General features: G+C 65.5%; 22 protein-coding genes and 1 tRNA gene. 7 read left to right on the top strand and 16 right to left on the bottom strand.

Annotated features, from left to right (window positions below):
• Window positions 1–22: 22 nt before the first annotated feature.
• Together E5X34_RS14640 and E5X34_RS14635 are read left to right on the top strand one after the other, a co-directional pair.
• Window positions 23–1516 carry a HAMP domain-containing sensor histidine kinase gene (locus E5X34_RS14640; RefSeq protein ID WP_127866293.1) on the top strand — a complete coding sequence of 498 codons (1494 nt, stop codon included), beginning with the start codon at window positions 23–25 and terminating at the stop codon, window positions 1514–1516.
• A 186-nt stretch (window positions 1517–1702) separates the two neighbouring features.
• A tRNA-Arg gene (locus tag E5X34_RS14635) sits at window positions 1703–1779 on the top strand.
• A 139-nt stretch (window positions 1780–1918) separates the two neighbouring features.
• On the opposite strand, the gene E5X34_RS14630 is transcribed toward E5X34_RS14635, so the two are convergent.
• A complete protein-coding gene (locus E5X34_RS14630; protein ID WP_292565968.1) occupies window positions 1919–2797 on the bottom strand; it encodes a GyrI-like domain-containing protein in 879 nt (292 codons plus the stop codon).
• Between the two features lie 183 nt (window positions 2798–2980).
• On the opposite strand from E5X34_RS14630, the gene E5X34_RS14625 reads away from it, so the two are divergent.
• Entirely contained in the window at window positions 2981–3511 is a 531-nt protein-coding gene (locus tag E5X34_RS14625; RefSeq protein WP_292565758.1) for a dihydrofolate reductase family protein, read from the top strand.
• A gap of 12 nt (window positions 3512–3523) precedes the next feature.
• On the opposite strand, the gene E5X34_RS14620 is transcribed toward E5X34_RS14625, so the two are convergent.
• From E5X34_RS14620 to E5X34_RS14605, 4 genes are read right to left on the bottom strand one after another with little or no spacing between them, the layout of a single operon-like run.
• Window positions 3524–4360, bottom strand: coding sequence for an N-acyl homoserine lactonase family protein (locus E5X34_RS14620; RefSeq protein ID WP_126063378.1), 837 nt, complete (start codon window positions 4358–4360; stop codon window positions 3524–3526).
• A gap of 17 nt (window positions 4361–4377) precedes the next feature.
• Window positions 4378–5370: an ABC transporter permease gene (locus E5X34_RS14615; protein ID WP_292225153.1), complete on the bottom strand. Its 993-nt coding sequence runs from the start codon at window positions 5368–5370 to the stop codon at window positions 4378–4380.
• Window positions 5367–6920, bottom strand: coding sequence for a sugar ABC transporter ATP-binding protein (locus tag E5X34_RS14610; protein WP_292565756.1), 1554 nt, complete (start codon window positions 6918–6920; stop codon window positions 5367–5369). The genes E5X34_RS14615 and E5X34_RS14610 overlap by 4 nt, the downstream gene beginning before the upstream one ends.
• Before the next feature lie 19 nt (window positions 6921–6939).
• A complete protein-coding gene (locus E5X34_RS14605) occupies window positions 6940–7875 on the bottom strand; it encodes a sugar ABC transporter substrate-binding protein (RefSeq protein ID WP_292565753.1) in 936 nt (311 codons plus the stop codon).
• Between the two features lie 154 nt (window positions 7876–8029).
• Between E5X34_RS14605 and E5X34_RS14600 the strand changes: the two genes are divergently transcribed.
• The gene (locus E5X34_RS14600; RefSeq protein WP_292565750.1) at window positions 8030–9073 is read left to right on the top strand and encodes a LacI family DNA-binding transcriptional regulator; all 1044 of its coding nucleotides are present in this window, start codon (window positions 8030–8032) and stop codon (window positions 9071–9073) included.
• A gap of 82 nt (window positions 9074–9155) precedes the next feature.
• Here the strand turns inward: E5X34_RS14600 and E5X34_RS14595 are convergent, their stop codons facing one another.
• Window positions 9156–10331: an MFS transporter gene (locus E5X34_RS14595; protein ID WP_292565747.1), complete on the bottom strand. Its 1176-nt coding sequence runs from the start codon at window positions 10329–10331 to the stop codon at window positions 9156–9158.
• Between the two features lie 233 nt (window positions 10332–10564).
• Here E5X34_RS14595 and E5X34_RS14590 point away from each other — a divergent pair, with 233 nt between their 5' ends.
• The 3 genes from E5X34_RS14590 to E5X34_RS14580 are packed head-to-tail and all read left to right on the top strand — an operon-like array spanning window position 10565 to window position 13200.
• The gene (locus tag E5X34_RS14590; protein WP_292565743.1) at window positions 10565–11296 is read left to right on the top strand and encodes an NUDIX domain-containing protein; all 732 of its coding nucleotides are present in this window, start codon (window positions 10565–10567) and stop codon (window positions 11294–11296) included.
• Window positions 11297–11309: 13 nt separating this feature from the next.
• Complete coding sequence (locus E5X34_RS14585) at window positions 11310–12293, top strand: SPFH domain-containing protein (protein ID WP_292565740.1); 984 nt, start codon at window positions 11310–11312, stop codon at window positions 12291–12293.
• Window positions 12294–12303: 10 nt separating this feature from the next.
• Entirely contained in the window at window positions 12304–13200 is an 897-nt protein-coding gene (locus E5X34_RS14580) for a hypothetical protein (protein ID WP_292565737.1), read from the top strand.
• Window positions 13201–13227: 27 nt separating this feature from the next.
• On the opposite strand, the gene E5X34_RS14575 is transcribed toward E5X34_RS14580, so the two are convergent.
• The 10 genes from E5X34_RS14575 to E5X34_RS14530 form a co-directional block, all read right to left on the bottom strand.
• Window positions 13228–13776, bottom strand: a complete 549-nt coding sequence (locus tag E5X34_RS14575; RefSeq protein WP_292565735.1) for an NADH-quinone oxidoreductase subunit B family protein — start codon at window positions 13774–13776, stop codon at window positions 13228–13230.
• Between the two features lie 4 nt (window positions 13777–13780).
• A complete protein-coding gene (locus E5X34_RS14570; protein WP_292565965.1) occupies window positions 13781–15292 on the bottom strand; it encodes an NADH-quinone oxidoreductase subunit C in 1512 nt (503 codons plus the stop codon).
• A gap of 19 nt (window positions 15293–15311) precedes the next feature.
• Window positions 15312–16763, bottom strand: a complete 1452-nt coding sequence (locus E5X34_RS14565) for a hydrogenase 4 subunit F (protein WP_292565732.1) — start codon at window positions 16761–16763, stop codon at window positions 15312–15314.
• A complete protein-coding gene (locus tag E5X34_RS14560) occupies window positions 16760–17422 on the bottom strand; it encodes a hydrogenase-4 component E (protein ID WP_095819077.1) in 663 nt (220 codons plus the stop codon). The genes E5X34_RS14565 and E5X34_RS14560 overlap by 4 nt, the downstream gene beginning before the upstream one ends.
• Window positions 17422–18378, bottom strand: a complete 957-nt coding sequence (locus tag E5X34_RS14555; RefSeq protein ID WP_292565730.1) for an NADH-quinone oxidoreductase subunit H — start codon at window positions 18376–18378, stop codon at window positions 17422–17424. Before E5X34_RS14555 ends, E5X34_RS14560 begins: the two co-directional genes overlap by 1 nt.
• Window positions 18369–20384 carry a hydrogenase 4 subunit B gene (hyfB, locus tag E5X34_RS14550; protein ID WP_292565727.1) on the bottom strand — a complete coding sequence of 672 codons (2016 nt, stop codon included), beginning with the start codon at window positions 20382–20384 and terminating at the stop codon, window positions 18369–18371. Before hyfB ends, E5X34_RS14555 begins: the two co-directional genes overlap by 10 nt.
• Window positions 20381–20692, bottom strand: coding sequence for a helix-turn-helix transcriptional regulator (locus tag E5X34_RS14545; RefSeq protein ID WP_292565724.1), 312 nt, complete (start codon window positions 20690–20692; stop codon window positions 20381–20383). Before E5X34_RS14545 ends, hyfB begins: the two co-directional genes overlap by 4 nt.
• A 205-nt stretch (window positions 20693–20897) precedes the next feature.
• Window positions 20898–21557, bottom strand: a complete 660-nt coding sequence (locus E5X34_RS14540; RefSeq protein WP_292565722.1) for a 4'-phosphopantetheinyl transferase superfamily protein — start codon at window positions 21555–21557, stop codon at window positions 20898–20900.
• A gap of 4 nt (window positions 21558–21561) precedes the next feature.
• A complete protein-coding gene (locus tag E5X34_RS14535; protein ID WP_292565719.1) occupies window positions 21562–22032 on the bottom strand; it encodes a GNAT family N-acetyltransferase in 471 nt (156 codons plus the stop codon).
• Entirely contained in the window at window positions 22029–26099 is a 4071-nt protein-coding gene (locus tag E5X34_RS14530) for a Pls/PosA family non-ribosomal peptide synthetase (protein WP_292565717.1), read from the bottom strand. The genes E5X34_RS14535 and E5X34_RS14530 overlap by 4 nt, the downstream gene beginning before the upstream one ends.
• Window positions 26100–26183: the final 84 nt, after the last annotated feature.

The following is a 26183-nucleotide window of genomic DNA, read 5'->3' as shown; positions in this document are numbered from 1 at the left end:
AAGGCTTCGTGAAGACCGCGTCATGACGAGTGAAGTCCTGTCCACGGATGAAAAGGCAACCCCGGCGGCGGCAAATCCGACGCGCCGGGTGCCGCTGTCGCGCGGCCTGTCGACCAAGCTTCTTCTGCTCACCATCGCTTTCGTGCTCTTGGCCGAAATCCTGATCTTTCTGCCCTGGATCGCCAGCTACCGGGTCAACTGGCTGAAGGAGCGGTTGAGCACCGCCGCCGCCGTGTCGATCGTGCTCCTGCAGGGCGAGCCCAACTCGCTGTCGCACAACGCACAAAACGACGTGCTGATGGCGATCGGCGCCAAGGCGATTGCCGTGCGCGACGGCGGCGTCTCTCGGCTGCTCGTCGTTTCCGACATGCCGCCGCAGGTCGACGAGCATATCGACATCGCCAATGTCGGCCTGGTCAACGGCATGACCGGCGCGCTCGACACGCTGTTCTTCGGCGGCAAGCGCATGCTGCGCGTCTTCGGCCCGGTCGGCGACAGCGACAAGGAATTCGAGCTGATCATGCCGGATTACCGCCTGCGCGACGCCATGCTGAGATACTCGCGCAATGTCGCCGTCGTCTCGCTGCTGATCTCGCTGTTCACCGCCATGCTGGTCTACGCGGCGATCGACCTGATCATGATCGGGCCGATCCGCACCATGACGCGCTCGATCCTGTCCTTCTCCGAGGCGCCAGACGATCCCGGGCGCATAATCTGTCCGACGGAGCGCTCCGACGAGATCGGCGTCGCCGAGCGCGAGCTGGCGCAGATGCAGGATCGGCTGCAAAAGATGCTGGCCGAGCAGAAGCACCTCGCCGACCTCGGCCTTGCCGTGTCGAAGATCAACCACGACATGCGCAACATCCTGGCTTCCGCGCAGCTCATGTCGGACCGCCTGCGCCAGGTGAAGGACCCGACCGTGCAGTCCTTCGCGCCAAAGCTTTTGCGCGCGCTCGACCGCGCCGTGTCCTATTCCGAAGGCGTGCTTCATTATGGCCGCACGCAGGAGCCGGCGCCGTCGCGCCGGCGTCTGCGGCTGCGCCAGCTGGTCGACGACGTACACGGCCTGCTCGATATCGAGGAAGGCATCGAGTTCATAAACGGCGTTGAGCATGCTTTCGAGGTGGACGCCGATTCCGACCATCTCTTCCGCGTGCTCACCAATCTGTGCCGCAACTCCATTCAGGCGATGGCCGCCGATACGGAGAGGACGGTGGTGCGCCGGCTGGCCGTCGCGGCCGAGCGCCATGGCAGCGTCAGCCGCATCACCGTCACCGACACCGGCCCCGGCCTGCCGCCCAAGGCGCGCGAGAATCTCTTCGCCGCCTTCCGCGGCTCGGCGCGCAGCGGCGGCACCGGCCTTGGCCTGGCGATCGCGCATGAATTGATCCGCGCCCATGGCGGCGCGGTGGAGCTGGTCGAATCGATCGGCGGCCGCACCGTCTTCGCCGTCACCATTCCCGACCAGCCGGTCCGGCTCGATCAAGCGCGCAACGGCCTGCGCCGCCCGGCTTGAGGTGTGCCGATATTCAGGTGAGGCGGCTTGCAATCGCGACACGCCTCAGCAGGGACGAAAACACCTGTGACAAAACTTTTGCCGGATCGGCTTGCTTTTCGCAAATTCAGTCGTTAGGGAACACTCCACATCGCGGCCGGCCGTCTCGACCGGATCGCGGGGCTTGTGTCACACACGGCCTGTTGCGCGCCCGTAGCTCAGCTGGATAGAGCACCAGACTACGAATCTGGGGGTCAGGAGTTCGAATCTCTTCGGGCGCGCCATTTTTCATTTTTCGCCGCACCGGCCGCTACGATAACGATTTTTCGATCTCTTTGGCGCGAATCTGGGTTTCGTTGCGCTGATGATGTGGCAGCCTGTCCCTTCTCGCGGTCCGAAGCGAAAGGCTGCCATCCGAAGCCGCTATTTCAACGGCAGAAACAGCTCCACGATGATCTCGGGCACAGGCCTGTCCGGGGCGAAGGACAGCCGTCGCTGGCAATAGAGCGGGAAGTCGCGCGCTTCCTCGCCGCTGGCCGGAAGCCAGTCGCGATAAAGATAGAGACCGGCTGGCTCAAGATTGTTGGTGTTGCCGGGGTAGCGCAGTACTGCGCAGCGTCCGCCGGGGATGACGCCGGCCTTCATCTGCTTGTCATCCGCCGCGATCGGCTGGTCGGTCCCGACGCAAATATCCATGCTGTAATCGGCCGCGACCGCCGGACATCTCTCGGAACGGAAGATGTTGAAGGTCGGGCTTGTTTCCGGCGACAGGCCGGCGGCCTTGCGCCAGGCGATGAAGCGCTGGATGGTATCGCCGAGCGTCGCCCGGTCCCCCCGATGCTCCATGATAGCCACCGGCGTGGGCGGCACGTCACGGATCGTCACGTCGTCTTGGGTAAAGATGATCTGCATGAGCTTTCTCCTGGCATTGTCGAGCGGTCCGAAGGCCATAAGCCACGCTCCCCAGTTGGGAGATTTACGGAATGACGAGGGCGATTGTCCGAACCGTTGCCGAAAGGCGCGGGCGAAGGCGTCCGGCGCTTCGTAACCGACATCCATCGCTATGTCCGTGACGCTCTCCCTGTCGGCCAGCCGGTACGAGGCGCGCTTCATGCGGGTGAGTTGGACATAGCGATGCACGGACAACCCGAAGGTCGCCGTGAACTGCCGGTGGAAATGGAACTTGGAGAAGGCCGCGACGCGGCTCACCGTTTCCAGGTCCAGGTTGCCGTCGAGGTGCTGGTCTATGTAGTCCAGCGCCCGCTGCATTCGGGCATGGTAGTTCTGAAACGCCGCTTTCATCGTTCCTTGCTCTGTGGCCGCATCACTTAGCCGCCAGGGGCTGAAATGTTCTCGACCGATCTTGCGGTTTGGAAACGTTCTTGCGCGCGCCAAAAACCAATTGCAAAATAAAACCAGTCGACCTAACCTGAACCGATTGCGCAACGCAATCGGATTGCGCGGAAGCCATGCGAGGAACAGGCGATGGCCAAGCTCGTCTTCGGAATGAATCAGTCGCTGGACGGCTACGTCGATCATACGGAATTTGGACCAAGCCCCACGCTGTTCCGCCATTTCATCGAGGATGTGGGGAGGAAGGCGGGCAGCGTCTACGGTCGCCGCATGTATGAGGCCATGCGCTACTGGGACGACGATCATCCTGAATGGGATGCCGATCGGCAGGCCTTCGCGGCGGCATGGCGGAACCAGCCGAAATGGGTCGTCTCGCGCACGTTGCAATCGGTCGGCCCCAACGCCAGCCTCGTCGGAGAGGACCTTGAGGGCGCGATGCGCAAGCTGAAGGCCGAGCGCGACGGCGAGATCGCCGTTGCCGGCCCGGACCTGGCGCGAAGCCTCACCGACCTCTGCTTGATCGACGAATATCGGATCTACCTGCACCCGGTCGTGCTTGGCCGCGGCAAGCCTTATTTCGCCGGACCCCGGCCGCCGCTTCGCCTGATAGCGCATGACCGGATCGGCGAGGATGTGATCAGGTTGACCTACGCTCCGGCATGATCTCACCCGTGATCAGGTGAGCCGGACGATCTTGAAGCCCTCCACCTCCTTGACGACCGGATGGTCCTTCCAGCGCTCGACATCATGCAGCACGACAAGCTTCGACAGGTCGCCGCCAAGCTCGTCATTCATCTTGTCGATGGTCTTCAACTGCTCCCAGACGCTGCCCACCGCATTGTTGAGCGGGACATAGACGCCGTCGTGATTGTGCCCGGTGAACTGGCGGCGCGAATAGACGCAATCGCCGGAGATGACCCGGCGACCGGCATCGGTGTCGACGAGCACGAATTGCTGGCCGATCGTGTGGCCGCTGCCGAGCCGCGCATGGATGCCGGGAAGGATGTTGTCCTTGTCGCCGTCGATGAGCGTCACGCGATGCTCGATCGAGGCTTCGAGGGCGGTGCGCAAATTGTCGGGATCGATGATGGCGGTCAGATGCGCGAAGCGTTTCGGCAGCGCGATCGCCTCGTACCAGGAAAGCAACTCGCTCTTCTGGATGTGGATATGCGCGCGCGGGAATTCGGCGATCGAGCCCATATGGTCGAAATGCGCATGGGTGACCACGATGTCGCTGATCTGATCGGGCGCGATGTCGAGCGCCGCCAGCATCCGCACCGGCGAGATCCATGTCGGGATGCCGAACTTCTGCGAGAAGCTGTGGTCGTCCTGCATGAAGCCGGTATCGATCAGCACATTGCGTTCGCCGTTGCGAGCGAGCACGAAGGAGAAGGGCAGGTCGACCACGCCGTCATTGTACATGCCGCTGATGAGATCGACCCAGGGCTGCTCCTTGGAGCGCGCATATTCCAGCACGAAGACTTGCCATTTCGCGGATTGCGGAACGGTCATCGGTATCCTCCTCCAATTCAGCTTTCGGCAAGCGAGCGGCCAAGGCTGGCGAGCCCGACCGCGACGATCAGGATGGCGCCCTGGAACACGAATTGCGAGAAGGTCGGTGCGCCGAAGATGTTGAGCCCGTTGAAGCCGAGCACGATGATGAGCGTGCCGATGAGCGTGCCCAATATGTGGAATTCGCCGTCGCGCAGTGTGGCCGATCCGAGGAAGACGGCGGCGAAGGCGGTCAGCAGATAGGAATCGGCGGCATTGGTCGTGCCGCTGCCGAGCCGGGCGGCAAGCAAGGTTCCGGTGAGAGCCGCGCACATGCCGGAAAGCACGAAGCCGAGGATCTTGATGCGGTCGACATTGATGCCGGCGAGCCTCGCAGCGGCGGGGTTGCCGCCGACCGCCTGGATCTCCTGGCCGATCGCCGTGCGCTCGACCAGCAACCACAGGCCGCCGAACACCAGTGCCATGAAGATGATCGGGTTGGGGATGCCGAACAGCCAGCGTCCCAGCGCCAGCTGCAGGAAGGATTCCGGTACGCCGGAGACGATCGGCACGCCGGCCGAATAGGCAAAGGAGAGGCCGACCAGCACGGTGCCGACGCCAAGCGTGGCGATCACCGAATTGACCTTGAGCTTGGTGACGATCACGCCGTTGACGACACCGATGAGGGCGCCCAGCGCGAGCTCGATCAGAACCGCCACCGGGATCGGCAGATGGTTTGCCACGATCAGCCCCGTGACGAGCACGCCGTGCAGGCTGGCGGCATAGCCGACCGAGAGGTCGAGCTCGCCGACGATCACGGCCATGGTCAGCCCGCCGGCGATGATCATGGCGAGGGACGCCTGGCTCAGCACGTTGATGAAATTATTGTAGGTCGGAAAGGCGTGCGGCGACAGGAACGAGAAGACCAGGATCATCACGAGCAGGCCGATGATCGTGCCATAGCGCGCGAAAACACCGAGCGCGGCCCTGGTGCCGGGCGAGAGGCGTCGCGTGTAACCGGCGTCACTCATGCGGAAACCCTTTCCTCGGTTAAGGCATAGCTTGCCTCGATGATGGCGCTGCGGGTGAGGTCGGTGCCGGCGAGCTCGCGCACGATCCGTCCTTCCGCCATCACCAGGACCCGGTCGCACAGATCGGGGAGTTCGTCCGGTTCGGACGAGATGACGAGCACGGCCATGCCGTGTCCGGCGAGCTCGCGGATGAGCCGATGGATTTCCCCGCGAGCGCCGACATCGACGCCGCGCGTCGGCTCGTCCAGGATGAGCACCTTCGGCTTCGAGCGCAGCCAGCGGCCGATGACGACCTTCTGCTGGTTGCCGCCGGAAAGCCGCCCGACCGGCTGTTCCGGCGAGCCGGCCTTGATCGACAGGTCGCGGATCGTCGCCTGCGCCAGCCGCGCCCGCCTGCGCAGGCTGATGAAGGGAAGGACCGGGCTGGCGAGGAGAGGCGTGAGATTGCCGAGGCTGAGATTGAAGGCGACGGATTTGCTGAGGAGCAGCCCCTCCGTACGGCGCTCCTCCGGCACAAGGCCGAGCCCGGCGCGCACCGCGCCGGCCGGGGTGCGCGGCGCAAAAGGCCTTCCCTCTATCGTCATGCTGCCGGCGTCGGGCCGGTCGGCGCCGTAGAGCAGACGCGCAAGCTCGCTGCGCCCGGCGCCGACAAGGCCGCCGAGCCCAAGTACCTCGCCGCGGTGGAGATCGAAGCTCGCCTCCGTCACCCGCGGCAGGCGGCACAGGCCCCGCACCGACAGCACGACCTCGCCGCGCGCTGCGCCGCGGGACTTGGGCAGGTGCTCCACCGCTCCGCCGACGATTGCCTGGACCAGCCCGCGCCGGGTCAGGTCGGGGCCGCCGAGGACCGCCACCGATCGGCCGTCGCGCAAGACGGTGACGCGGCTGCACAGATCGAGGATCTCATCCAGCCGGTGCGATACGTAGAGCACCGCCACGCCCGACGTCGAAAGCCCCCGGATGATGGAAAAGAGCTTGCGGCATTCGCCCGCCGACAGCGAAGCGGTCGGCTCGTCCATGACGATGAGGCACGCCCTCCACACCAGCGCCCGGGCGATGCTGATCAGCCAGTTCTCGGCCGTCGACAGGGTCTTGGCCGAGGCATCGAGCGGCGCTGTTATGCCGACGCGCTCGATGATCGGCGCGACGTCGCGCTGGATCGCGCTCCAGTCGACCAGGCCGAGCCTCGTCTTCTTCTTGGGCAGGCCGAGCATGATGTTCTCGAGCACCGTCATATCGGGCACAAAGGCGAGCTCCTGATGGATGAAGCTCATGCCGAGCCCGCTCGCCGCGTGCGGCGACACGATCGCCACCGGCCTGCCCTCGATGGCGATTTCGCCCGTGTCCGGCTGGGTCACGCCGGCCAGGATACGGATCAATGTCGACTTGCCGGCGCCGTTGGCGCCGACCAGCCCATGCACTTCGCCGGGCAGCACGGAGAGCGAAGCGCCGCGCAGCGCCTGCGCTCCTCCGTAGGATTTGCTGATCGCATTCGCCGCCACGAACGGCACCGCCGGCGGCGCCGCCATCGCTGTCGGGACTGGGTTCATGGGTGAAGCGTTGAGGTTCCTATTTCATGGCGTCCGGATGCTTGGCGGTGAAGTCGTCGATAGTGTCCTTGGTGACGAGCACCGCGGGCACCTCCACCGCCTTCGGCGTCCAGTCCGCGCCGGCCTTGCGGATCTCCGGCAGCAGTTTGATCATATTGTAGCCTTCTGTATAGCTGTCCTGCCAGGCGGTCGCGGTCATGAAGCCGTTCTTTATGTTCTCCAGCGCCTGCGCGTTGCCGTTGACGCCATAGACCTTGACGTCGTCGCGGCCCTGCGCCCTGAGCGAGCCGATGGCGCCGATCGCCGGATCGTCCCAGCAGCCCCAGATGGCGAGATTCTCCTGGCCTGCCGGATGCGAGGCCAGCCAGGCATTGGCATATTGCGCGCCATCCTCGAAATAGCCGGGGATGCGCACCTCGTTCTTCGTGACCTTGATGTCGGGATTGGCCGCAAGCGCCTTGTCGAGCTCGACCTCGCGATTCCGGCAGACCTCGCCTGTGTGATAGGTCAGCGCCAGGATGGAGCCCTTGCCGCTCATGGTTTTCAGCATCAGCTCATTGACCGGCACCACCATCGGCCCGCCCGACCCATTGGTGGCGGCGACCGAGCTTCCCAGCCCGCCGCCCCAGGTCACGACCGGGATATTGGCCGACTTGGCGGCCTGGAGCCCGGCCCCGATCGAGGAATAGGGAAACACCATATCGACGATTGCCGCCGAGCCGCGCTGCGCGAAATTCTGGATCGCGGCATTCGCCTGGTCGGCGCTGCCCGCCGCATCGATGACGGAAACGTCCCAGCCGATCTCCTTGGCGGCGGCTTTGGCGCCGACGATATAGCGGGCGTTGTTCGCCTCCGTCGCCGAGATCGAGACGATACCGACCAGCGGCGTGTCCGCCCGAGCGGGAACCGCTGCGGCCGCGGCCGCCAACGCGGCCCCAATGACTATCCACTTCATGATCTCCTCCCTTTGCGTACGGCGCCTACCTCGCCGAACCGTTTCGCTAGATTATGCGGATAACAACGGCAATCAAGCAAATTTTCGGTTATTTAGCCTAGACAAAGGCCATTCTGGCGCTCAAAACTCAACTAATCGATTAGCTGGGTTCGCTATGGCCACCATCAAGGACGTTGCTCGTGCGGCGGGGGTATCGACGGCGACAGTGTCGGCGGTGATCAACGATTCCGCTTATGTGAGCGCGGAATTGCGCGCCCGCGTCCTGTCCGCCGTCCGCGACCTCAACTATGCGCCCTCGCTCGCCGCGCGGAACCTGAAGCGCGGCCGCAGCCAGTTGATCGCGCTGGTCGTCGCCGACCTCGCCAATCCTTTCTTCTCGCGCGTCGTGTGGGCGGCGGAAGCGGCGGTCGCCGCCTGGGGATATTCGCTGCTGATCTTCAACAGCGACGAGAAGCCGGAGCTCGAGCGTCGCATCCTCGCCCGCGTGCGCACACTCTCCTGCGACGGGGTAATCCTGGTCCCGGTCGGCGATTCGACGGAGCACCTGCAGAACGATCCCGACGGCAAGCCGATCCCGACCGTGCTGTTCGGCCGCACCGTCGCCGATGACAGGTCGGACACGGTGACGATCGACAATATATCGGCCGGCCGGCAGGCGACGGAATATCTGCTCGATCTCGGCCATACCCGCCTGGGCACGATCACCGGCCCGCTGCATGTCACCACCGGGCGGGGCCGCCTCGACGGGATGCTGGCGGCCATGCGGTCGCGAGGCCTGACGCTTGAATCGCGCTACATACGCTCGGGTGAGTTCCGCGAGGATGCCGCCTATTCGGTGGCGCGCAGCCTGTTGGAACAGCCGGCGCGGCCAACGGCGCTCTATGTCGCGAGCGGTCTGATGGCGCTCGGCGTGATGCGGGCAGTCGCGGATCTCGGCCTGCGCTGTCCGGGCGACATCTCCATCGCTTCCACCGATACCATCCCTGGCATCGGAGGCTTGCGCCCGCGCTTGACGCGCACCGAGCATCCGCTTGTCGACATGACCAACGAGGCGGTGCGGCTTCTCGTCGATCAGATCAGGCGTGGCGGTCCTGCCGAACCGCGCAACGTCGTCTTCCAGCCCTCGCTGGTGGTCGGCGACAGCTGCGCGCCGGTCGTGGCGCAATCCGTGGCGCCGCCGCCGACCTCCGCCCGATGAGCCCTGCGCCTTGATCGGGCCGAGGCTTGCGTCTTCGGGCGGCGCCCATCCTCGCTTCGACGGCGGAAAATTGGTAAGGGTCTCAGCCCGCCTGCGGTGCCGTTCGGGCCTGCACGAGCAGCCGGCGTTCGAACCCCCACAAAAGAATCGGGCAGGTTAGAAGAGCCGCCGAGCCGAGGCCGAGCGCCGCGCCGGCGCTGCCCGTCCAAAGCGCAAGCTTGCCGCCGAGCCAAGGCGCAACCAGCATCGTGGCGTAGTAGACCGTGTAAAAGAGCCCCATTCCCAGCGCGCGGGTCGCCGGCGCCAGCACCCGCGCCGGCAGGCTCATGATCGCTCCGGCCGGCAGCCCGCAGACCAGGCCGAGCACAACCATGGTGGGCAGCACCGCTGAACCGCGCCATAGCAAGAGGACCAAGGCAGCGAAAGCGAGACAGCTTGTCGCCAGCATGGCGTTGCGGCTCCTGCTCTGATCCGCGAGGTAGCCTCCGAGCGGAACCGAAAGAGCCGCGAGCCACAGCACGATGCTGACGGCCGAGCCGGCGGCGGCGGTCGACCAGCCGCGCTCGACCAGCATCGACGGCGCGAAACTGAAGATCATGGCGAAGCCGACATTGTAGAAGGCCCAGATCAAACCCGCCAGCAGCACGGCCCAGACAGCAGGCTTCGCAAGCCGCGAGCCTTCCGCTGAAGCCGGAGCGGCGGGTCCGGGTGGCTGGTAGAGGAATCCCACCAGCGCAAGCGCCGCGACGATGAGCGCCATCACGGCAATCTGCGTGCCCGCTATGCCGAATTCCGCCCCTATCAGCGGCAGCCCGGCGAGCGTGAGGGCGATGCCCAGCGGCCAAGAGTTGATGAAGATCGCCATCGCCGTGGCGATCCGCCGGCCCGTAAACCAGTCGACGACCATCTTGGTCATCAGCACGTTCAGCAGCACGCCTCCGACCCCGGAGATCAACCGTCCCGCGATCTGCACGCTCCATGCGGTCGAGGTGAAAAGCAGCATCTCGCCGGCCAGCATCATCGCCAGGCCGGCGAGCACGCTTGCCTTGTCGCCGATGCGCCTGCCGATCGCGCCGCCGGGAAGCGCCAGCGCAACGCCCGGGGCGAAGTACAGACCAATGAGCACGCCGATGTCGGCGAGGTTTGCATCGAGCGCCTTGCCCAATTCCGGTGCAATGGCCGCGATACTCTGGAATTGCACCGCCATCGCGGCGCGGGCGACGAACAGAACGGCAAGGATGGTCCAGCGGCTGGGCATGGCACTGCTCCTGCTGAGGCACTTGGCGGCTCGACTGCGGTAGAAAGCAAGGAATGTCTGGCGCGATCGATATCCCGGATAATGCACTATTCGGCCCGCTCGGGAAGCCATCTGTCCTCTGCACGAAAGCCTCATCACCAGTGCCAAGAGGGCGCTCATCATCGACCTCAAAACTCATCATTGACATATATTCACGACAGATATATGTATCATGCATATTAATGGAGCGTTCGATGAACGAGACCGATTTCCTCAACGACTACGACCCGAGCGCCTTCCAGCGGCCGTCGGTGGCGGTCGACCTTGTGCTGCTCGGTATCCGCGCCGGCCGGCCGGCCGTGCTGCTGGTCAAGCGCGACCAGCTTCCGCATGTGGGGCGCTGGGCGCTGCCCGGCGGCTTTGTCGGCATCGACGAATCCCTCGACGCGGCCGCCGCGCGCGTGCTGCGCGAAAAGGCCGGCATGGCCGAGGCGCATCTCGAGCAGCTCTACACATTCGGCGCGGTGGAACGCGATCCGCGCATGCGCATCATCAGCGTCGCCTATCTGGCGCTGCTCACCGAGCAGGCCTTCGATGCGGCGCTCGGCGTGAAGCCGGCGCTGCTGCCGGCCGCGATCCATGTGGCCTGGGCCGGAGAGACCGGCGGGCCGGTCGATATGCTCGCGCCGGGCGGCGAAAAACTGACGCTCGCTTTCGATCATGCCGATATCCTGGCGACGGCGATGCTCAGGCTGCGCGGCAAGCTCGACTATTCCGATGTCGCCTTCGCGCTGCTGCCCGAACTCTTCACGTTGCGGCAGCTGCAGGATGTGCATGAGGCGATCCTGGGCACTGCGCTCAACAAGCCGGCCTTCCGCCGGCGCCAACTCGACAAGGGCTGGCTGATGGCGACCGGCGCCTATGAATCGGGCGCCGCCTTCCGCCCGGCCGAGCTCTATCGTTTCCAACGTCTCATGGCTGATTGAGGGAGAGACCATCATGGCCACCATCCGCAGTTTCGGCTTCATCGCCCAGCTTCGCAGCGAGGCAAGCAGCCACGTCATCCGCTACCGCAACGGCCGCGAAATGCAGAGCGGCCGCGGTCTGGTCTTCTGGTTTGTGCCCGAGACCGCCAGCATCGCCGAGCTGCCGATGGACGATCGCGAGATGACCTTATTCGTCAAGGGCCGCAGCCAGGATTTCCAGTCCGTCGGTGTGCAGGGCACGATCGGCTGGCATGTGGTCGATCCGGCGCGGCTCGCCGAACGCGTCGACTTCAGCATCGATCTCAGGACCGGCAAGCTGCGCGGTGAGCCGATCGAGAAGATCCAGGCGCGCATCGCCGGCATCGCCAACCAGGCCGTGCAGCAATATCTCGGCCAGGCGCCGGTGCGCGCTTTGCTCGACGCCGGCCCGGCGCCGTTGCGCGAGCGGTTGCAGGCGCTGGTCGCCGCCGATCCCGCGCTGACCGACATCGGTGTCGCCGCCGTCGCGGTCAGGCTCACCAATTTGACGCCGACCAGCGAGCTCGAGCGGGCGCTGCAGACGCCGACCTTCGAGGCGCTGCAGCAGAAGGCCGACGAGGCGACCTTCCAGCGCCGGGCGCTTGCCGTGGAGAAGGAGCGTGCCATCGCCGAGAACGAGCTGGCGAACAAGACCGAGCTGGCGCGGCGCGAGAAGCTGCTCATCGCCGAAGAGGCCGAGAACGCCCGCAACCGCGCGACCGGCGCGGCCGAGGCGCAGCAGATCGAAGCCGGCGCCGAGGCCGAGCGGATCCGCGCCATCGAGGGCGCGAAGGCAGAAGCCGAACGGCAGCATATTGCCATCTACCGCGATCTGCCGCCCGCGATCCTGCTTGGCCTCGCCGCGCAGCAGCTCGCCGGCAAGCTGGACAAGATCGAGCATGTCAACGTCACGCCCGACCTGCTCGCCACGGTGCTTGGAGAATTCCGCAAGGGCCCGGCGGTGATCGAAGGCCGGTAAGGAGCGAGCCATGGCCGCGAACCGTCCCCGCGCGGTCTTCGTGACGCGCGAGACCGACTACGAGCTGCTGATCGCGCATCACGCGACGCGTGGCCAGGCTCGCTTCTTTCTCGAGACGCGAGGCCAGCGGCTGGAAGACGTCGAGGCCCGGCATGACCGTTTCCACGCCGTGCTGGGCACGGCGCGCGCCTCGGTGCCGGCCGACTGGCGCCAGACCCTGGTGAGCCGCGCCGACCTCAACCGCTTCCTGTTCGCGCCCGACGACGTCATTGTCGCCGTCGGGCAGGACGGGCTGGTCGCCAATGTCGCCAAATATCTCAACGGCCAGCCAGTGCTCGGCGTCAATCCGGCGCCCGACCTCTATGACGGCGTGCTGGTGCGCATCGGCGCCGGCAGGCTGGCCAGGCTGCTTGTCGCCAGCGCCGCGGGCGATGTCGACATGGAGTCGCGCACCATGGTCCAGGCAGAGCTCGGCGAAGGCGAGACGCTGCTTGCGCTCAACGAGATTTTCGTCGGCCATCGCAGCCACCAGTCGGCCCGCTACCGGATCGAGGCGGAAGGCGAGGCGGAGGACCATTCCTCCAGCGGCCTCATCGTCGCCTCCGGCACCGGCGCAACCGGCTGGGCGCGCTCGATCATGGAAGCGACGCATCTGGAGCTGTCGCTCGGCCGCGAGGAACATGCGGTCGGCTTCTGGGTGCGCGAGCCCTTCCCAAGCATCGCCACCGCGACGAAACTGCGGGCGGGAAAGATCACCGAGAAACCGCTCTTCATCACCTCGCGCATGAACGAGGGCGGCGTGATCTTCGCCGACGGCATAGAGCAGGATTTCATCGCCTTCGACTGGGGCAGGCAGGTGCGGCTGTCGCCGGCATTAAGGGTGCTGCGGCTGGTGGTCGACCGGTAGGACCGAGTTGGCCGCAAACTGCGGCAGTCAGCCCTGGACGGCGCCGGCCTTCCCGGCCTTCCCATTCGCGCCGTCGAGCAGGGCGATCAATCCCTTGAGGATCTCGATCGGCCGCGGCGGGCAGCCTGGAATATGCAGGTCGACAGGCACCACGTCCGACACGCCGCCGACGACGGCGTAGCTGCCGGCGAAGCAGCCGCCGTCCTTGGCGCAGTCGCCCAGTGCAACCACCCATTTCGGGTTGGGCGTCGCCTCAAAGGTCCGCTTCAGCGCCTCGCGCATGTTCTTGGTGACCGGCCCGGTGACCATCAGCACGTCGGCATGGCGCGGCGAGGCGACAAAGCGGAAGCCGAAGCGCTCGATGTCGTAGAAGGCGTTATTGAGTGCGTGCATCTCGAGCTCGCAGCCATTGCAGGAACCGGCATCGACCGCGCGGATCGACAGGCTCCGGCCGAGTTTCCTGCGAGCCATGCCGTCAAGCGCGCGCGCCAGCTCGTCGACCGCGGCATTGCTGACTTGCGGCGCGCGTTCCGTCAGGGGCGGGCGGATCAGGCTTTCGAAGAGCAGTTTTCGCATGGTTCTACAGGTCGTGGCCGGAATAGGAGCAGTTGAACGATTTGTTGCAGAGCGGGAAATCGGCGACGATGTTGCCTTCGATCGCCGCTTCCAAGAGCGGCCACTGGAACCATGAGGGGTCGCGCAGGTGGCAGCGCTCGATCAGGCCGTCCTCGCCGATGCGCAGCCAGGCAAGGATGTCGCCGCGAAAACCCTCGACCAGCGCCATGCCTTCGCGCGGCCCTTCTGGCGCAGCGAGGTCGACGAGGGTCGGGCCGGTGGGCAGCCGCCCGAGAATCTGCTCGATCAGCGACAGGCTCTGCTCGACCTCCCGCACGCGGATCCAGACGCGCGCGTTGACGTCGCCCTCCTGCAGCACCGGTACATCGAAGGCGAGCTCGTCATAGGGCGCGTAACCCGGCGCGCGCCGAGCATCGAAATCGCGGCCCGAGGCGCGCCCCACATAGCCGCCGGCGGCATATTGCCGGGCAAGCTCGACCTTGAGCCGGCCGGTCGCCACCGTGCGATCCTGCAGCGAGGCGGTGTTGTCGTAGAGTTCGACCAGATGCGGGAAGCGCCGCCTGATCTCCGCGACCAGCGACCGGATGGCATCCGCCCCCGCCTCGTTCAGATCGCTTGCCGTGCCGCCCGGCAGGATGCGGTCGCGCATCAGGCGATGGCCGAAGGCGGCATCGGCGGCGCGCAACACGCGTTCGCGCAGCACGCCGCAATGCGCGTGCATGATCGCGAAGGCGGCGTCGTTGCAGATGGCGCCGATGTCGCCGAGATGGTTGGCAAGGCGCTCAAATTCGGCCATCAGCGCCCGCAGCCAGATCGCGCGCGCCGGCGGCGTGATGCCGAGCGCCGCCTCCACAGCCCGGGCGAAGGCCAGCGAATAGGCGACGGTGCTGTCGCCTGAAGTCCGGCTCGCGAGTTTCGCGGCACGATCGATCGATGCGCCCTGCATCAACCCTTCGATGCCCTTGTGCACATAGCCCAGCCGCTCCTCCAGCCGCACCACGGTTTCGCCGCCTGCCGTGAAGCGGAAATGCCCCGGCTCGATGATGCCGGCATGCACCGGCCCGACGGGAATCTGGTGGAGGCTCTCGCCCTCGGCCGCCAAGAACCGGTAGGACGACGCGGCCGCCGGCCCGCCGGGCCGCGCTGCCAGCGGGTGGCTGATGCCCCACTGGCCATGGTCGAGCCAGCGGCGGGTGTCGGGCAGGCCTTGCGGCGCCAGCCCGAAAAGATCCGCCGCGGCCCGTTCCAGCCGGAGCGCCGGTGGATGGAGCTGGCCGACCGACGGGTAACGGCCGCCACGGCAATCCAGGCTGATCACGCCGATGGTCTGCGTCTCGTCGAGAAGCGCCATATGCACTTTGTCCGGCTCCCCCCACAGGCCGAGCAGGCTCCAGCGTCCGGCGGCGAGCTGCTCGACGGCGAGGTTCCAGGCCTTCGGGGCGACGACTGCGCGCCGCCAGGGCGCGTGATGTTCGACCTGGTGGTCGGCCTCGATGAGATCGGCAAGCGCGGGCATGTTTTTCCGGATCATGCGCCTACCCCAGGATACCGGCGACGTGCTGGAACCACGCCACCAGTGGCGCCGGCAGATAGATGCCGGCGGCAAACACCAAAGCGAGGTGCGAATACATCGGCACATAGGACGCCTCGACCGGCGCCGTGCCGCCGCGCGGCTCGCCGAAGGCGACGCCGGTCAGCCGCAGCAGCAGCGCGCCGAAGGCGATGAGCAGCCCCAACACCAGCGGGATCGCCAGCCACGAATGCCTGGCGAAAGTCGAGCTGACGACCAGAAATTCGCTCATGAAGATGCCGAGCGGCGGCAGGCCGGCGATGGCCACGACGCCAATCACCAGCGCCCAGCCAAGTCCGGGATGGCTTTCGGTCAGCCCCCTGATCTCGGAAATCTTCTGCGTGCCCTTGACCTGCGCGATGTGGCCGACGGCGAAGAAGATCGCCGATTTGGTCAGGCTGTGCATGACCATGTGCAGCAGGCCGGCGAAATTGGCGAGCGGGCCGCCCATGCCGAAGGCAAAGACGATGATGCCCATATGCTCGATCGAGGAATAGGCGAACAGGCGTTTGATGTCGCGGCGGCGGTAGAGCATGAAGGCCGCGAAGATCAGCGAGGTCAGTCCCATCGTGACCATCAGCGGCCCGGGCCCGATCGCCTGGGGGCTCGCTGCGAGCAACAGCTTGAAGCGCAGCACGGCATAGAGGGCAACATTGAGCAGCAGGCCCGACAGCACCGCCGAGATCGGCGTCGGGCCCTCGGCATGCGCGTCGGGCAGCCAGGCATGCAAGGGGGCAAGGCCGACCTTGGTGCCGTAGCCGAGCAGCAGGAAGATGAAGGCCACGCTGAGCAGCGCTGGATCGAAACGCGCCGCCTTTTCGATCAGCACCGACCAGACCATGGCGTTGGTGCCTTCGCCGACGACCGGCTGCGCGGCCATGTAGACGAGGATCGTTCCGAACAGCGCGAGCGCGATGCCGACGCTGCCGAGAATGAAATATTTCCACGCCGCTTCCAGCGCCTCATGCGTGCGGTAGATGCCGACCATCAGCACGGTGGTCAGCGTGGCGAGCTCCACCGCGACCCACATCAGGCCGATATTGTTCGACACGAAGGCGAGGTTCATGCCGAACATCATGATCTGGTACATCGCGTGGTAGAAGCGCAGGTTCGGCGCCGTCAGCCGGCCGGTTTCCAGCTCATGCGCGATGTAGGACGCGCTGAACACGCTGGTGGTGAAGCCGACGAATGTGTTGAGCACGATGAAGACGATGTTGAGGTCGTCGACCAGCAGATATTGTCCCGGCGCCGGCCGGTCGGTGACGAACAGCGACAGCGCCGCGAGCAAGGTGAGCAGGCTCGCAATGACATTGACGGTCGCCGTCATGCGGTAGTTCGGCATTGCCGCCAGGATGGCCGCGGCACCCGCCGGGACGAAAAGGATCGCGGCCACGGCGTCGAAGGAAAACCCGCTCACCGGCGTTCTCCCCGGTAGTCGTCGAGCGCGCCGATATCGACCGAATCGAACCGTTCCCGGATGCGGAACAGGAAGACGCCGATGACGATGAAGGCGATCAGGATCGAGAAGGCGACGCTGATCTCGACGACCAGCGGCATGCCCTTGGCGCCGGTGGCGGCCAGCACCAGGCCGTTCTCCAGCGACATGAAGCCGACGACCTGGCTGACGGCGTTGCGCCTGGTGACCATCACCAGCAGCCCCAGCAGGATGATCGACAGCGCGAAGGCGAGGTCCTCGCGGGCGAGCGGATCGGCCTCCGGTGTCACCCGCAGCATCAGCACCATGGAGAGCGTCACCAGCCCGATGCCGGCGAGCATTGTCGGGCCGATGCCGACCGCAGTCTCGATATCGCGGTGGATGCCGAGCCGCTGGATGATGCGATGCAGCCCGACCGGAATGACGATCGCCTTGAAGACCAACGCGATTGCCGCCGTGATGTAGAGATGATGCGCGTCCTGGATGTAAGCCTGCCAGGCCACTGAAAGCGCCAGCACGACGGCATGCAGCGCAAAGACATTGATCAGCGCGAACAGCCGGTCCTGGTAGAGCATCATGAAGGAGATCAGCACCAGGCTGCCGGCGAGCAGATGGGCGATGTCGAAGGTGAGACCGTTCATCACAGGCTCCGCGAGACGAACAGCAACAGCGTGCCGAGCAGCGCCAGCATCAGCGCGGCGCCCAGAAAGTCCGGCACGCGGAAGACACGCATTTTGGCGACCGCCGTCTCGAACACGGCAAGCAAAATGGCGAGCACCGTGAGCTTGCAGAGATAGGTGGCGACGCCGATGGCCAGCGATTTCGGCCCGGTCCCCCCGCTGTCCAGCCCCCAGGGCAGGAAGACGCAGGAGATCAGCGACATATAGAGCAGCAGCTTGAGGAAGGTGGCGAGCTCGATCATCGCCAGATGGCGGCCGGAATATTCCAGGATCATCGCCTCATGCACCATGGTGAGCTCCAGATGCGTGGCCGGATTGTCGACCGGTATGCGCGCATTCTCGGCGATAGCCACCATCACCAGCGCAATCAGCGACATGCCGAGCGACACCCGCAGTCCGACTTGCGGAGAGCCCATGAAGGCGGCGACCGTCGAGAGCTGCGTGGCGCCGGCAAGCAGCGCCAGGCTGAACACGGTGAGCAGCATCGCCGGTTCGGCCAGCGACGCGATCATCACCTCGCGGCTGGCGCCAAGGCCGCCGAAGCTGGTGCCGACATCCATCCCGGCCAGCGCCTGGAAGAAGCGCGCGCTGCCGAGCAGCGCCACGATGACGATGAGGTCGGCGGTCCAGCTGAATTCGAGGCCAGTGGCGAAGGTCGGGACGAGCGCGGCCGCGACCCAGGTGGCCGCGAAGATCAGATAGGGCGTTACCCGGAACAGCCAGGACGCATTGTCCGCCAGCACGACCTCCTTGCGCATCAGCCTGACGAGGTCGCGATAGGGCTGGATCAGGGAAGGCCCCTGCCGCCTGACCAGCCTTGCCTTCACCTTGCGCACGAAGCCGATCAGCAGCGGCGCCAGCAAAAGCACCGCGAGCATCTGCGCGCCCTGCACGGCCAGCTGCGAGATCATGGCCATAGCGCGAGCACCAGAAGCAGGATGACGAGGTAGAGGAAGACCAGCGTCAAATAGCGGCGGATGGTCAGGAACTGCAGGTGGTTCAGCCGCTCGGTGGCGAAATCGATCGCGCCGGTGATCGGCTGGTAGAAAATCTCCCAGGCTACATCGTGCATCTCCACCTTGAGTCGCGCCGGCTCCAGCGCGCCGGGCGCCGGCATGTCCACCGTCTCGCGAGAGCGGAACGCGAAGCCGCCGAACACGCGGCGAATGGGCTGCGCGAAGCTGACGGCCGTGTACTGCCCAGCCGGCACCGCGTCCGGGAAGCCGCACCCCCACGCAATGTCCCGGCGCAGCGCGTGCGAAGCGAAGCGGTGGATGAAGAAGGCCGCGAGCGACGCCGAGATGGTGATGAAGACGAAGACCAGCAGGCCGTTATAGGAGCTGCGGCTTTCGGCGATCGGCACGATTGACAGCCAGGGCTGCGCCATCTGAACCGGCATGCGCTCGCCGACGAGCGGAAGCGTCACCGTCGACAGGCTGTCGATGACGAAGCCTGGCAGGATGCCGGCGAGCAGGCAGAAGGCGGCAAGCACGGCCATCGCAGCCAGCGACCAGCGATCGACTTCGTGCGCGCGTTCCACCGCCGCCGACCGAGCCCGGCCGAGGAAGGTGATGCCGAATGCCTTGACGAAGCAGGCCGCGGCCAAGGCCGCCGACAGCGCCAGCATGCCGCCGACCGCGGGCACGATGACCTTCAGCCCCCATTGCGGCAACTCGGGGCTGCGCAATATGGCCTGGAAGACCAGCCATTCGGAGGCAAAGCCGTTGAAGGGCGGCAGCGCCGAGATCGAGACGCAGCCAATGAGGAAGACGAAGCTGGTCACCGGCAGGCGGTGGATGAGGCCGCCCAGCTTCTCCATGTCGCGTTCGCCGGTTGCTGTCAGCACGGCGCCGGCGCCGAAGAACAGCAGGCTCTTGAAGAAGGAATGGTTCAGCACGTGGAAGAGCGCCGCGGTGAAGGCCAGCGCGGCCGCCGACGGCATGCCGTTTGCCTTGAAGGCCAGCGCAAGGCCGAGGCTGGCGAAGATGACGCCGATATTCTCGATGGTGGAGTAGGCGAGCAGCCGCTTCAGGTCCTTTTCCATCAGCGCGTGCAGGATGCCCAGCACCGCCGTCACGCCGCCGATGAGAAGCACCGCCACGCCGGACCACCATGCCGGCTCGCCAAGCAGGTCGAACACCACGCGGACGAAGCCATAGATGGCGACCTTCGTCATGATGCCGCTCATCAGCGCCGAGACGTGGCTGGGTGCCGCCGGATGGGCAAGCGGCAGCCAGGCATGCAGCGGCACGAGGCCGGCCTTGGAGCCGGCGCCGAGCAGCATGAGAACCAGCACCGCGCCGGCGGCGAACGGGCCGGGATGCGCCGTCCGCATCGCGTCGAACGCATAGGTTCCCGCCGGCCCGGCCAGCAGACCGAAGGCAAGCAGCAGCGCCATCGTGCCAAAGCTTGCCATCACCAGGTAGATGTAGCCGGCCCGCCGATTGGCCTCGTCGCGGTGATGCGCCATGACCAGCGCCCAGGAGGCGAGCGACATGAATTCCCAGGACAACAGGAAGCTGAAAGCGTCGTTGGCCAGCACCACGAGGTTCATGCCGGCGAGGAAGGCGGGATAGAATGGCAGCACCCGATGCGGCAGGGATTCATGCCGGCCGTAGCCGAGGCCGTAGAGGCTGGTGATCGTGCCGCCCAAATTGACGACGACGAGAAAGAACGCCGACAGGCCGTCGAGCCGGAACCGGGCGCCGGTCCAGGGCAGGCCGAGCGGCAAGGTGGCGGAGGCCTCGCCGGGGTTGCCGGCGAGATGGCCGGCAGCAGTCGCGAGCAGCACGGCTGAAATGACAAGCGTCGCGCCATAGACCAGTCGCGTCGCGGCGGCGAGCCGGCTGGCGCCCGCGGCCATTATGGTCGTCGCCAAAAACGCGGCAGGACCGCACAGCAGAAGGGCGACGGTCGAATTCACGGCTGGCTCCCGCCCGATTCGACCTGGCCGCCATCGGGTTCGGGCGCCTTGGCGGAATCGAAACCGCTCTTCAGCCGCACCCCGCGTCCGCCGCCTGGGCTCGCCGCGCCTTCCCCGATCAGTTCGATGCCGGAGATCTCGAGCGCCGCGATCAGCTTCATCAGCGAATCGACATTGCCCCGGATGATCGAGCCGCTGGCTTCCATGCGCTGGATCGTCGGCACCGACAGGCCGGACAATTCGGCAAGCCGGCGCTGATCGATGCCGAGCAGCGATCTTGCGGCGCGCAATTGCGGTGCGGTTATCACCGACGACTCTCTCGTTCAGTTCTGAGATATGAGGTGTCGGTGCTGTAGCCTACATTAAAATGTTCTAGCGTCAAGGATTGATGTTTCAAACATCTATGTTGATGGCGCGATAGCGGGTTGAAAGGCGCAGAAGACCTGACCAGATACCGCGTACCTGGCCTATCCAGCCGATGTGTTTAGGGCGCGGCGATGCTGGAAGGGCTTCTCAGCGCTCCACGGCTGCGTAAGCCAGCGCCAGGATGCATGGGAAGGTGGCAAAACGGACGGCCAGGCGACGGCCCGGCGAAGTGATTGCTTCACCCTTTTCGACATCGACCGCGATGTCCTCGAAACCCAGCACGCGACCGTCGAGCGGGAACGATGCCTTATAGGCCGCCTCCTTGACCGCGAACAGGATGCGGCCGCCCAGCTTTGGATCGAGATCGCCCAAGCGATCCTCCGGTGCTGCAACCACGGCCCGCAGGTCGTCGGGCAATGGCAAGGCGGGCTCGATGTCGACGCCGACGCTTCGCAGCGCGCCGGATCGCGCGACGACTGCCACGGCCATCGTGTCGTCATGCGCGATCGAGCCGACAATGCCAGCCGGCCAGATCGGGCTTCCCGATCGGCCGCGCAATATCGCTGGGTCCGCGCATCCCAGACGCCGCAGCAATTCATGCGCGATGTGGCGGCCTGCCCCAGTGGCGGCGCGCGCGCCGGGTTCGCGTGTCGCCATGGAAGCGCTTTCCGCGGGCAGGATATATTGCTCGTCGCCGGCCTCGATGAGACGGCAGCCGACGATGAGGCCAGGTGGCGCGAGCCCGGCCAATGCCTGCTCGATAGCGCGTTCGATGCTTGCTGACGCCCCTTGCGGCCGGGTGTTCAACGCTCTACCCGCCCAGTTCGAGCACGGCGATCATCTCGTGGTCTTCGTCCAGTCCTTGCTCGACGAAACCGAAGCCGGCGTAAAGCCGGCGCGCCGCTTCGTTCTCCGGTTCATAGCAGATCGCAACGCGGCGGATGTGGCCGAGCTTCGCGATCTCTTCCAGCGCCTTGGCGACGGCGGCGCGGCCGAGGCCCCTGCCTTGCTCGCGGCGGTCGATCATGAAGCGATAGATGATCGCTTCGTCATCGTCTTGAGGCGCGCTGTACATGAGGAATCCGACCACGCGCCCGGCGCAGACGACGGCGCGGACGATCGCCTCGTCATCCTGCTTGGCCTCCGCCAGCGATTCGGCGTTGGAGGCGACGTACTCCTGCTGCTCCGGCAACAGTTCGAGCGCCAGTATCGCCGCCCGGTTGCCCTTGCCGACAGGCTCCAGGGCAACCGGCCGGTCGATGGTGCCGGCGCGACGCGTCACGGGGCGTGCCCGACTTCCATCGCGCGGGCGTCGATCGGCGTCACCACGCCATAGAGCTTCGCCGGGTTGCCGCGCCAGACCGTGTTCGGCTCCAGCACCTCGCCCTTCATGACGAAGCAGTCGACGTCGGCCACCGATCCCTCGCCCATCACCACCGCGTAATGAACGAAAGCGGACGGCGCCAGTGTGCAGCCATTGCCGATGCGGATGAAGTCGGACTTGAATGCGCCTTCCTCCAGCGAGTGCGGCTGGATCACGCAGCCTTCGTTGAGCGTCACGTCGTCGCCGATCTCCACCAGCGACCGCTCGGTGATGATGCAGCCGCCGTCATAGAGGCGCAGCCCCACCTTCACGCCCAGCATGCGCAGGATCAGCGGCCGGAACGGCGTGCCGGTGAACAGGCCCATGATCGGCGAGTCGGACAGCTTCCAGTGACGCTCGTGCCGCCAGAAGACCGGGTCGTAGATCGTCGCCATCCTGGGCTTCAGACGGCGGAACCCGAGGCTGGCCCGCTCGAGGAAGATATAGAACGGGATGCCGATCGCCGTGGTCAGCATCACCGCCACGAACAGTGCCGTCTGCCCCCACTCGGTATAGTAGTTGAGCGCGCGGTCCCAGATTGCGAGCGTCAGGAACAGGATCAGCCACTGCGCGGCCACGAACATCAGCGCAGTGACGAGGTTGTGTAGGTTCTTCAGCGGCAGGCGGCGGCTGCGCTCCTTGTCGGAGATCAATCCGAGAAGCTCCTTGTCGCGATTGACCATGCGCGGAATTTCGAAGGGCGGCGAGCCCAGAAGCCCGACATTCTCGCGCATGGGGCCGTCCACCGGCACGTGAACCTTGGTCCCGAGCAGGCAATTGTCGCCGACGCGGGAATCCGGTGAATAGATGATGTTGTTGCCGAAGAAGTTGCGTTCGCCGACCCGCGTATGCTCGAGCCGGAAGGAGTTGGCCGACTTCTGCATGTTCACCATGAACAGACCGTCCGACACCATCGTGTGCGAGCCGATCTCGCTCAGCTGCGGGTTTTCGTGCCGCTGGTTGGTGCCGAAATTCGATCCGGTCTGATCCACCTCGTTCAGCTTCCAGCCGATGGCGCGCAGATAATAGACGACGGCGGAACTGTCGCCGAACAGCACGTTCAGCAGCCGCACATTGCTGACCAGCTCCAGCATCGTTTGCAGCCAGTAGTGGAAGCCGTAGAGCGAATAGTTCCGGCCGGGCTTGAGCACGAGGTTGAACAGCCGCGGCACGATGGCCGCCAGCAGCACCCCGCCGATGATGAAGCCCACCACCGTGACCGTGGTGCCGATCGCCACGATGCCGATGGTCTCATCATAGTCGTCGCCGACATTTTCCCAGTAGCTGTGGAACAGAAGCGGGAACGGCGTGACGATGGCAAAAAGGATGAAGAGCTGGATCGCCTCGTAGATGACCCGGCGCACCCGCGACAACGGGACGTTGGGCACGTTGCAGTAATCCGCCTCGGTCGGGATCGCAGGCGAGCCGTGCCAGTGCTGTCCGGCCGGAATGGCCTGTCCGCGATGCAGCGACGAAGCGTGGCCAAGCTGGGTGCCGTCGCCCATGCGCGTATCGATGTCGAGTGTCGATCCGACGCCGACAAAGGCGTTGTTGCCGATATTGACCGGCCCGGTATGGATATAGCCCGCCTGCGCGCGGAACCCGAGGATCGTCGAGTCCTTGCGCAGGATCGAGTTGTCGCCGATGGCGATCAGATCGGTGCAGACCGGAACGGCCCTGCACTCGACGACGGTGCGATTGCCGAGCCGCGCGCCGAGCAGGCGCAGATAGAGGCTATAGAGCGGACTGCCGCGGAACAGCACGACCGGAGCGCTGCGGACGAGTGTCTTGACGATCCAGAATCGATAGTAACGCCAGCCCCAGATCGGAAAGGTCTCGGCCTTCCAGCGGCCGACCAGCAGCCATTTGGCGGCGACGGCGAAGCCGCTCAATCCAAAGAACACGCAGGCGGACAGAAGAACGCAACGCAGATAGAGCGACACCGGGTCGTCCAGGGCGTCATAGACCCAATTGAGGCCGTCATTGATCGTCCACAACGCCACATAGCTGTAGACCGCGTAGAACAGCAGCTGGCCGAATCCTGTTGCCCAGATGGCAAGATTGGAGGCCCTGTGCGTCAGCATCGGCTCGCGCGCGGCAACCGCGGCCATCTGGGGTTCCCGCAGATGCTCGGCGAGCTTCGCTACCGTCGGGTGCAGGTAGATGTCGCGCATCGAAGTCGTCGACCAGGCCTTGCGCGAGCGGATGCGCGCGCAGAACCGCGCCATCAGCAGCGAGTTCGCGCCGAGGTCGTCGAAGAAGTGGTCTTCGATGGAGATGTCCTCGAATTTCAACACGTCCGCCAGCGTCTCCACGAGGAACGTCTCGTCCTCGTTGCGCGGGTCGATCATCGCATGGCCGGCGGCGACGCGCGCGCTCGTCGGCTTTGGCAGCTTCCTCAGGTCGACCTTGTTGGAAACGGTCATCGGGATCGCGGGCAACTGCTCGAGATAGGCTGGAACCATGTAATCGGGCAGCCGTCGCTTCAGCTCCTGCACGAGAGCGGTGCGGTCCACACCCTCGCCGCCGCTTTTGGGTGCGTAATAGCCAACCAGCTCCGTGCGCTCGGGTTCGATCTCCCAGGTCGTGACCGCCGCCTGCGCGATGCCCGGCTGATCCAAAAGCACGGCCTCGATCTCGCCCAGCTCGATGCGATAGCCGCGGATCTTGACCTGCGTGTCGATGCGTCCGTGGTATTCGATCTCGCCCTTGTCGTTGATCCGGCCAAGGTCTCCCGTCCGATAGATACGGCCGCCTGGGTTGTTCGGCAGGCCGATGAAATCATGGATGAATTTCTCATCGTTGAGTTCCGGCCGATTGAGATAGCCGACAGCGACGCCCATGCCGCCGATGCAGATCTCGCCCAGCGCGTCACCGCTCAGCACCTGTGGCTTTTTCGGATCGAGGATGGCGATCGAATAGGTGGGCAGCGGCCTGCCGATCGTCACCGGTTCGTCGGGCGTGAGCAAGGCCATGGTGGCGGTGACGGTCGCCTCCGTCGGGCCATAGGTATTCAGGATCTGGCGGCCAGGCTTCGCCCACCGCACCACGAGCTTGTGAGAGCAGGCCTCGCCGCCGACAAGGATTGCGCGCAGGCTTGGCGCGTCGCTCTCGATCGACGACAGCAGCGTCGGGCTGCAGGCCATGCAGGTGATGTTGTGCTCGCGCAGGAAACTGGCCAGTTCCTCGCCCACCAACGGCTGCTGGCCGGGCGCCGGCACGACGGTCGCGCCCGCGGCGAACGGCACCCAGATCTCCTCCGAAGAGAAGTCGAAGGCAATGGTCATGCCTTGATAGACGCGGTCGCCCGGCTGGTAGCCATAGGACGCCGCCGCAACACGGATGAAGTTGCAAAAACTCTGATGGGTGATGACGACGCCCTTGGGCTTGCCCGTGGTGCCCGACGTGTAGAGGATGTAGCAGGTTTGATCCTGGGCGCCGTCCGGCAAGGGATCCGTTTCCGGCTGGAGCGCAATTTCGGACTCCGCCGAGTCGATCGAGATATGCGGAACGGGCAGGCGCGCCACGCGCGCCGCATAACCGGAAACGCTGATCACCATCGTGACGTTGGCGTCCTCGATGATCATCACCATGCGGTCTTCGGGAAACGCGGTGGCCAAAGGCACGAATGCCGCCCCGGCCTTCATCACGGCAAGCACCGCGATGTAGGTTTCGGCGGAGCGGTCGAGCAAAAGGCCGATCCTGTCGCCAGGCTTGACGCCGCGCTCGATCAACAGATGCGCGAACTGGTTGGCGCGGCTGTTCAGCTCGCGATACGACCAGGGCCGACCGCCGGAGATGACCGCCGGCGCTGCATCGAAGCGGCTCGCCAGATCGGCGAAGAACCGGTCGAGCCGCTCATGCGGCCCGCCTTTCTGGATGAAATCGGGGCCGATCAGGATCTGCTCGCGCGGCGGCGCCGCGGTGGCTGCTTTGGCCTTGCGGGAATCCTGCTTGGCGGGCTTGGTGGCTTCGGTGAGAGACATCAGAGAACCTCGCGGGCTCCTATCCGCCCGCACTATGTGATTGGTGAAATGACAAAAAACTAATGACGGCCGGCCAGGCACCTT

Origin of the sequence: Mesorhizobium sp. (assembly GCF_004963255.1) — a bacterium.
In the GTDB taxonomy this organism is placed as follows: domain Bacteria; phylum Pseudomonadota; class Alphaproteobacteria; order Rhizobiales; family Rhizobiaceae; genus Mesorhizobium.
This window is presented reverse-complemented; position numbering and strand designations above follow the sequence as displayed.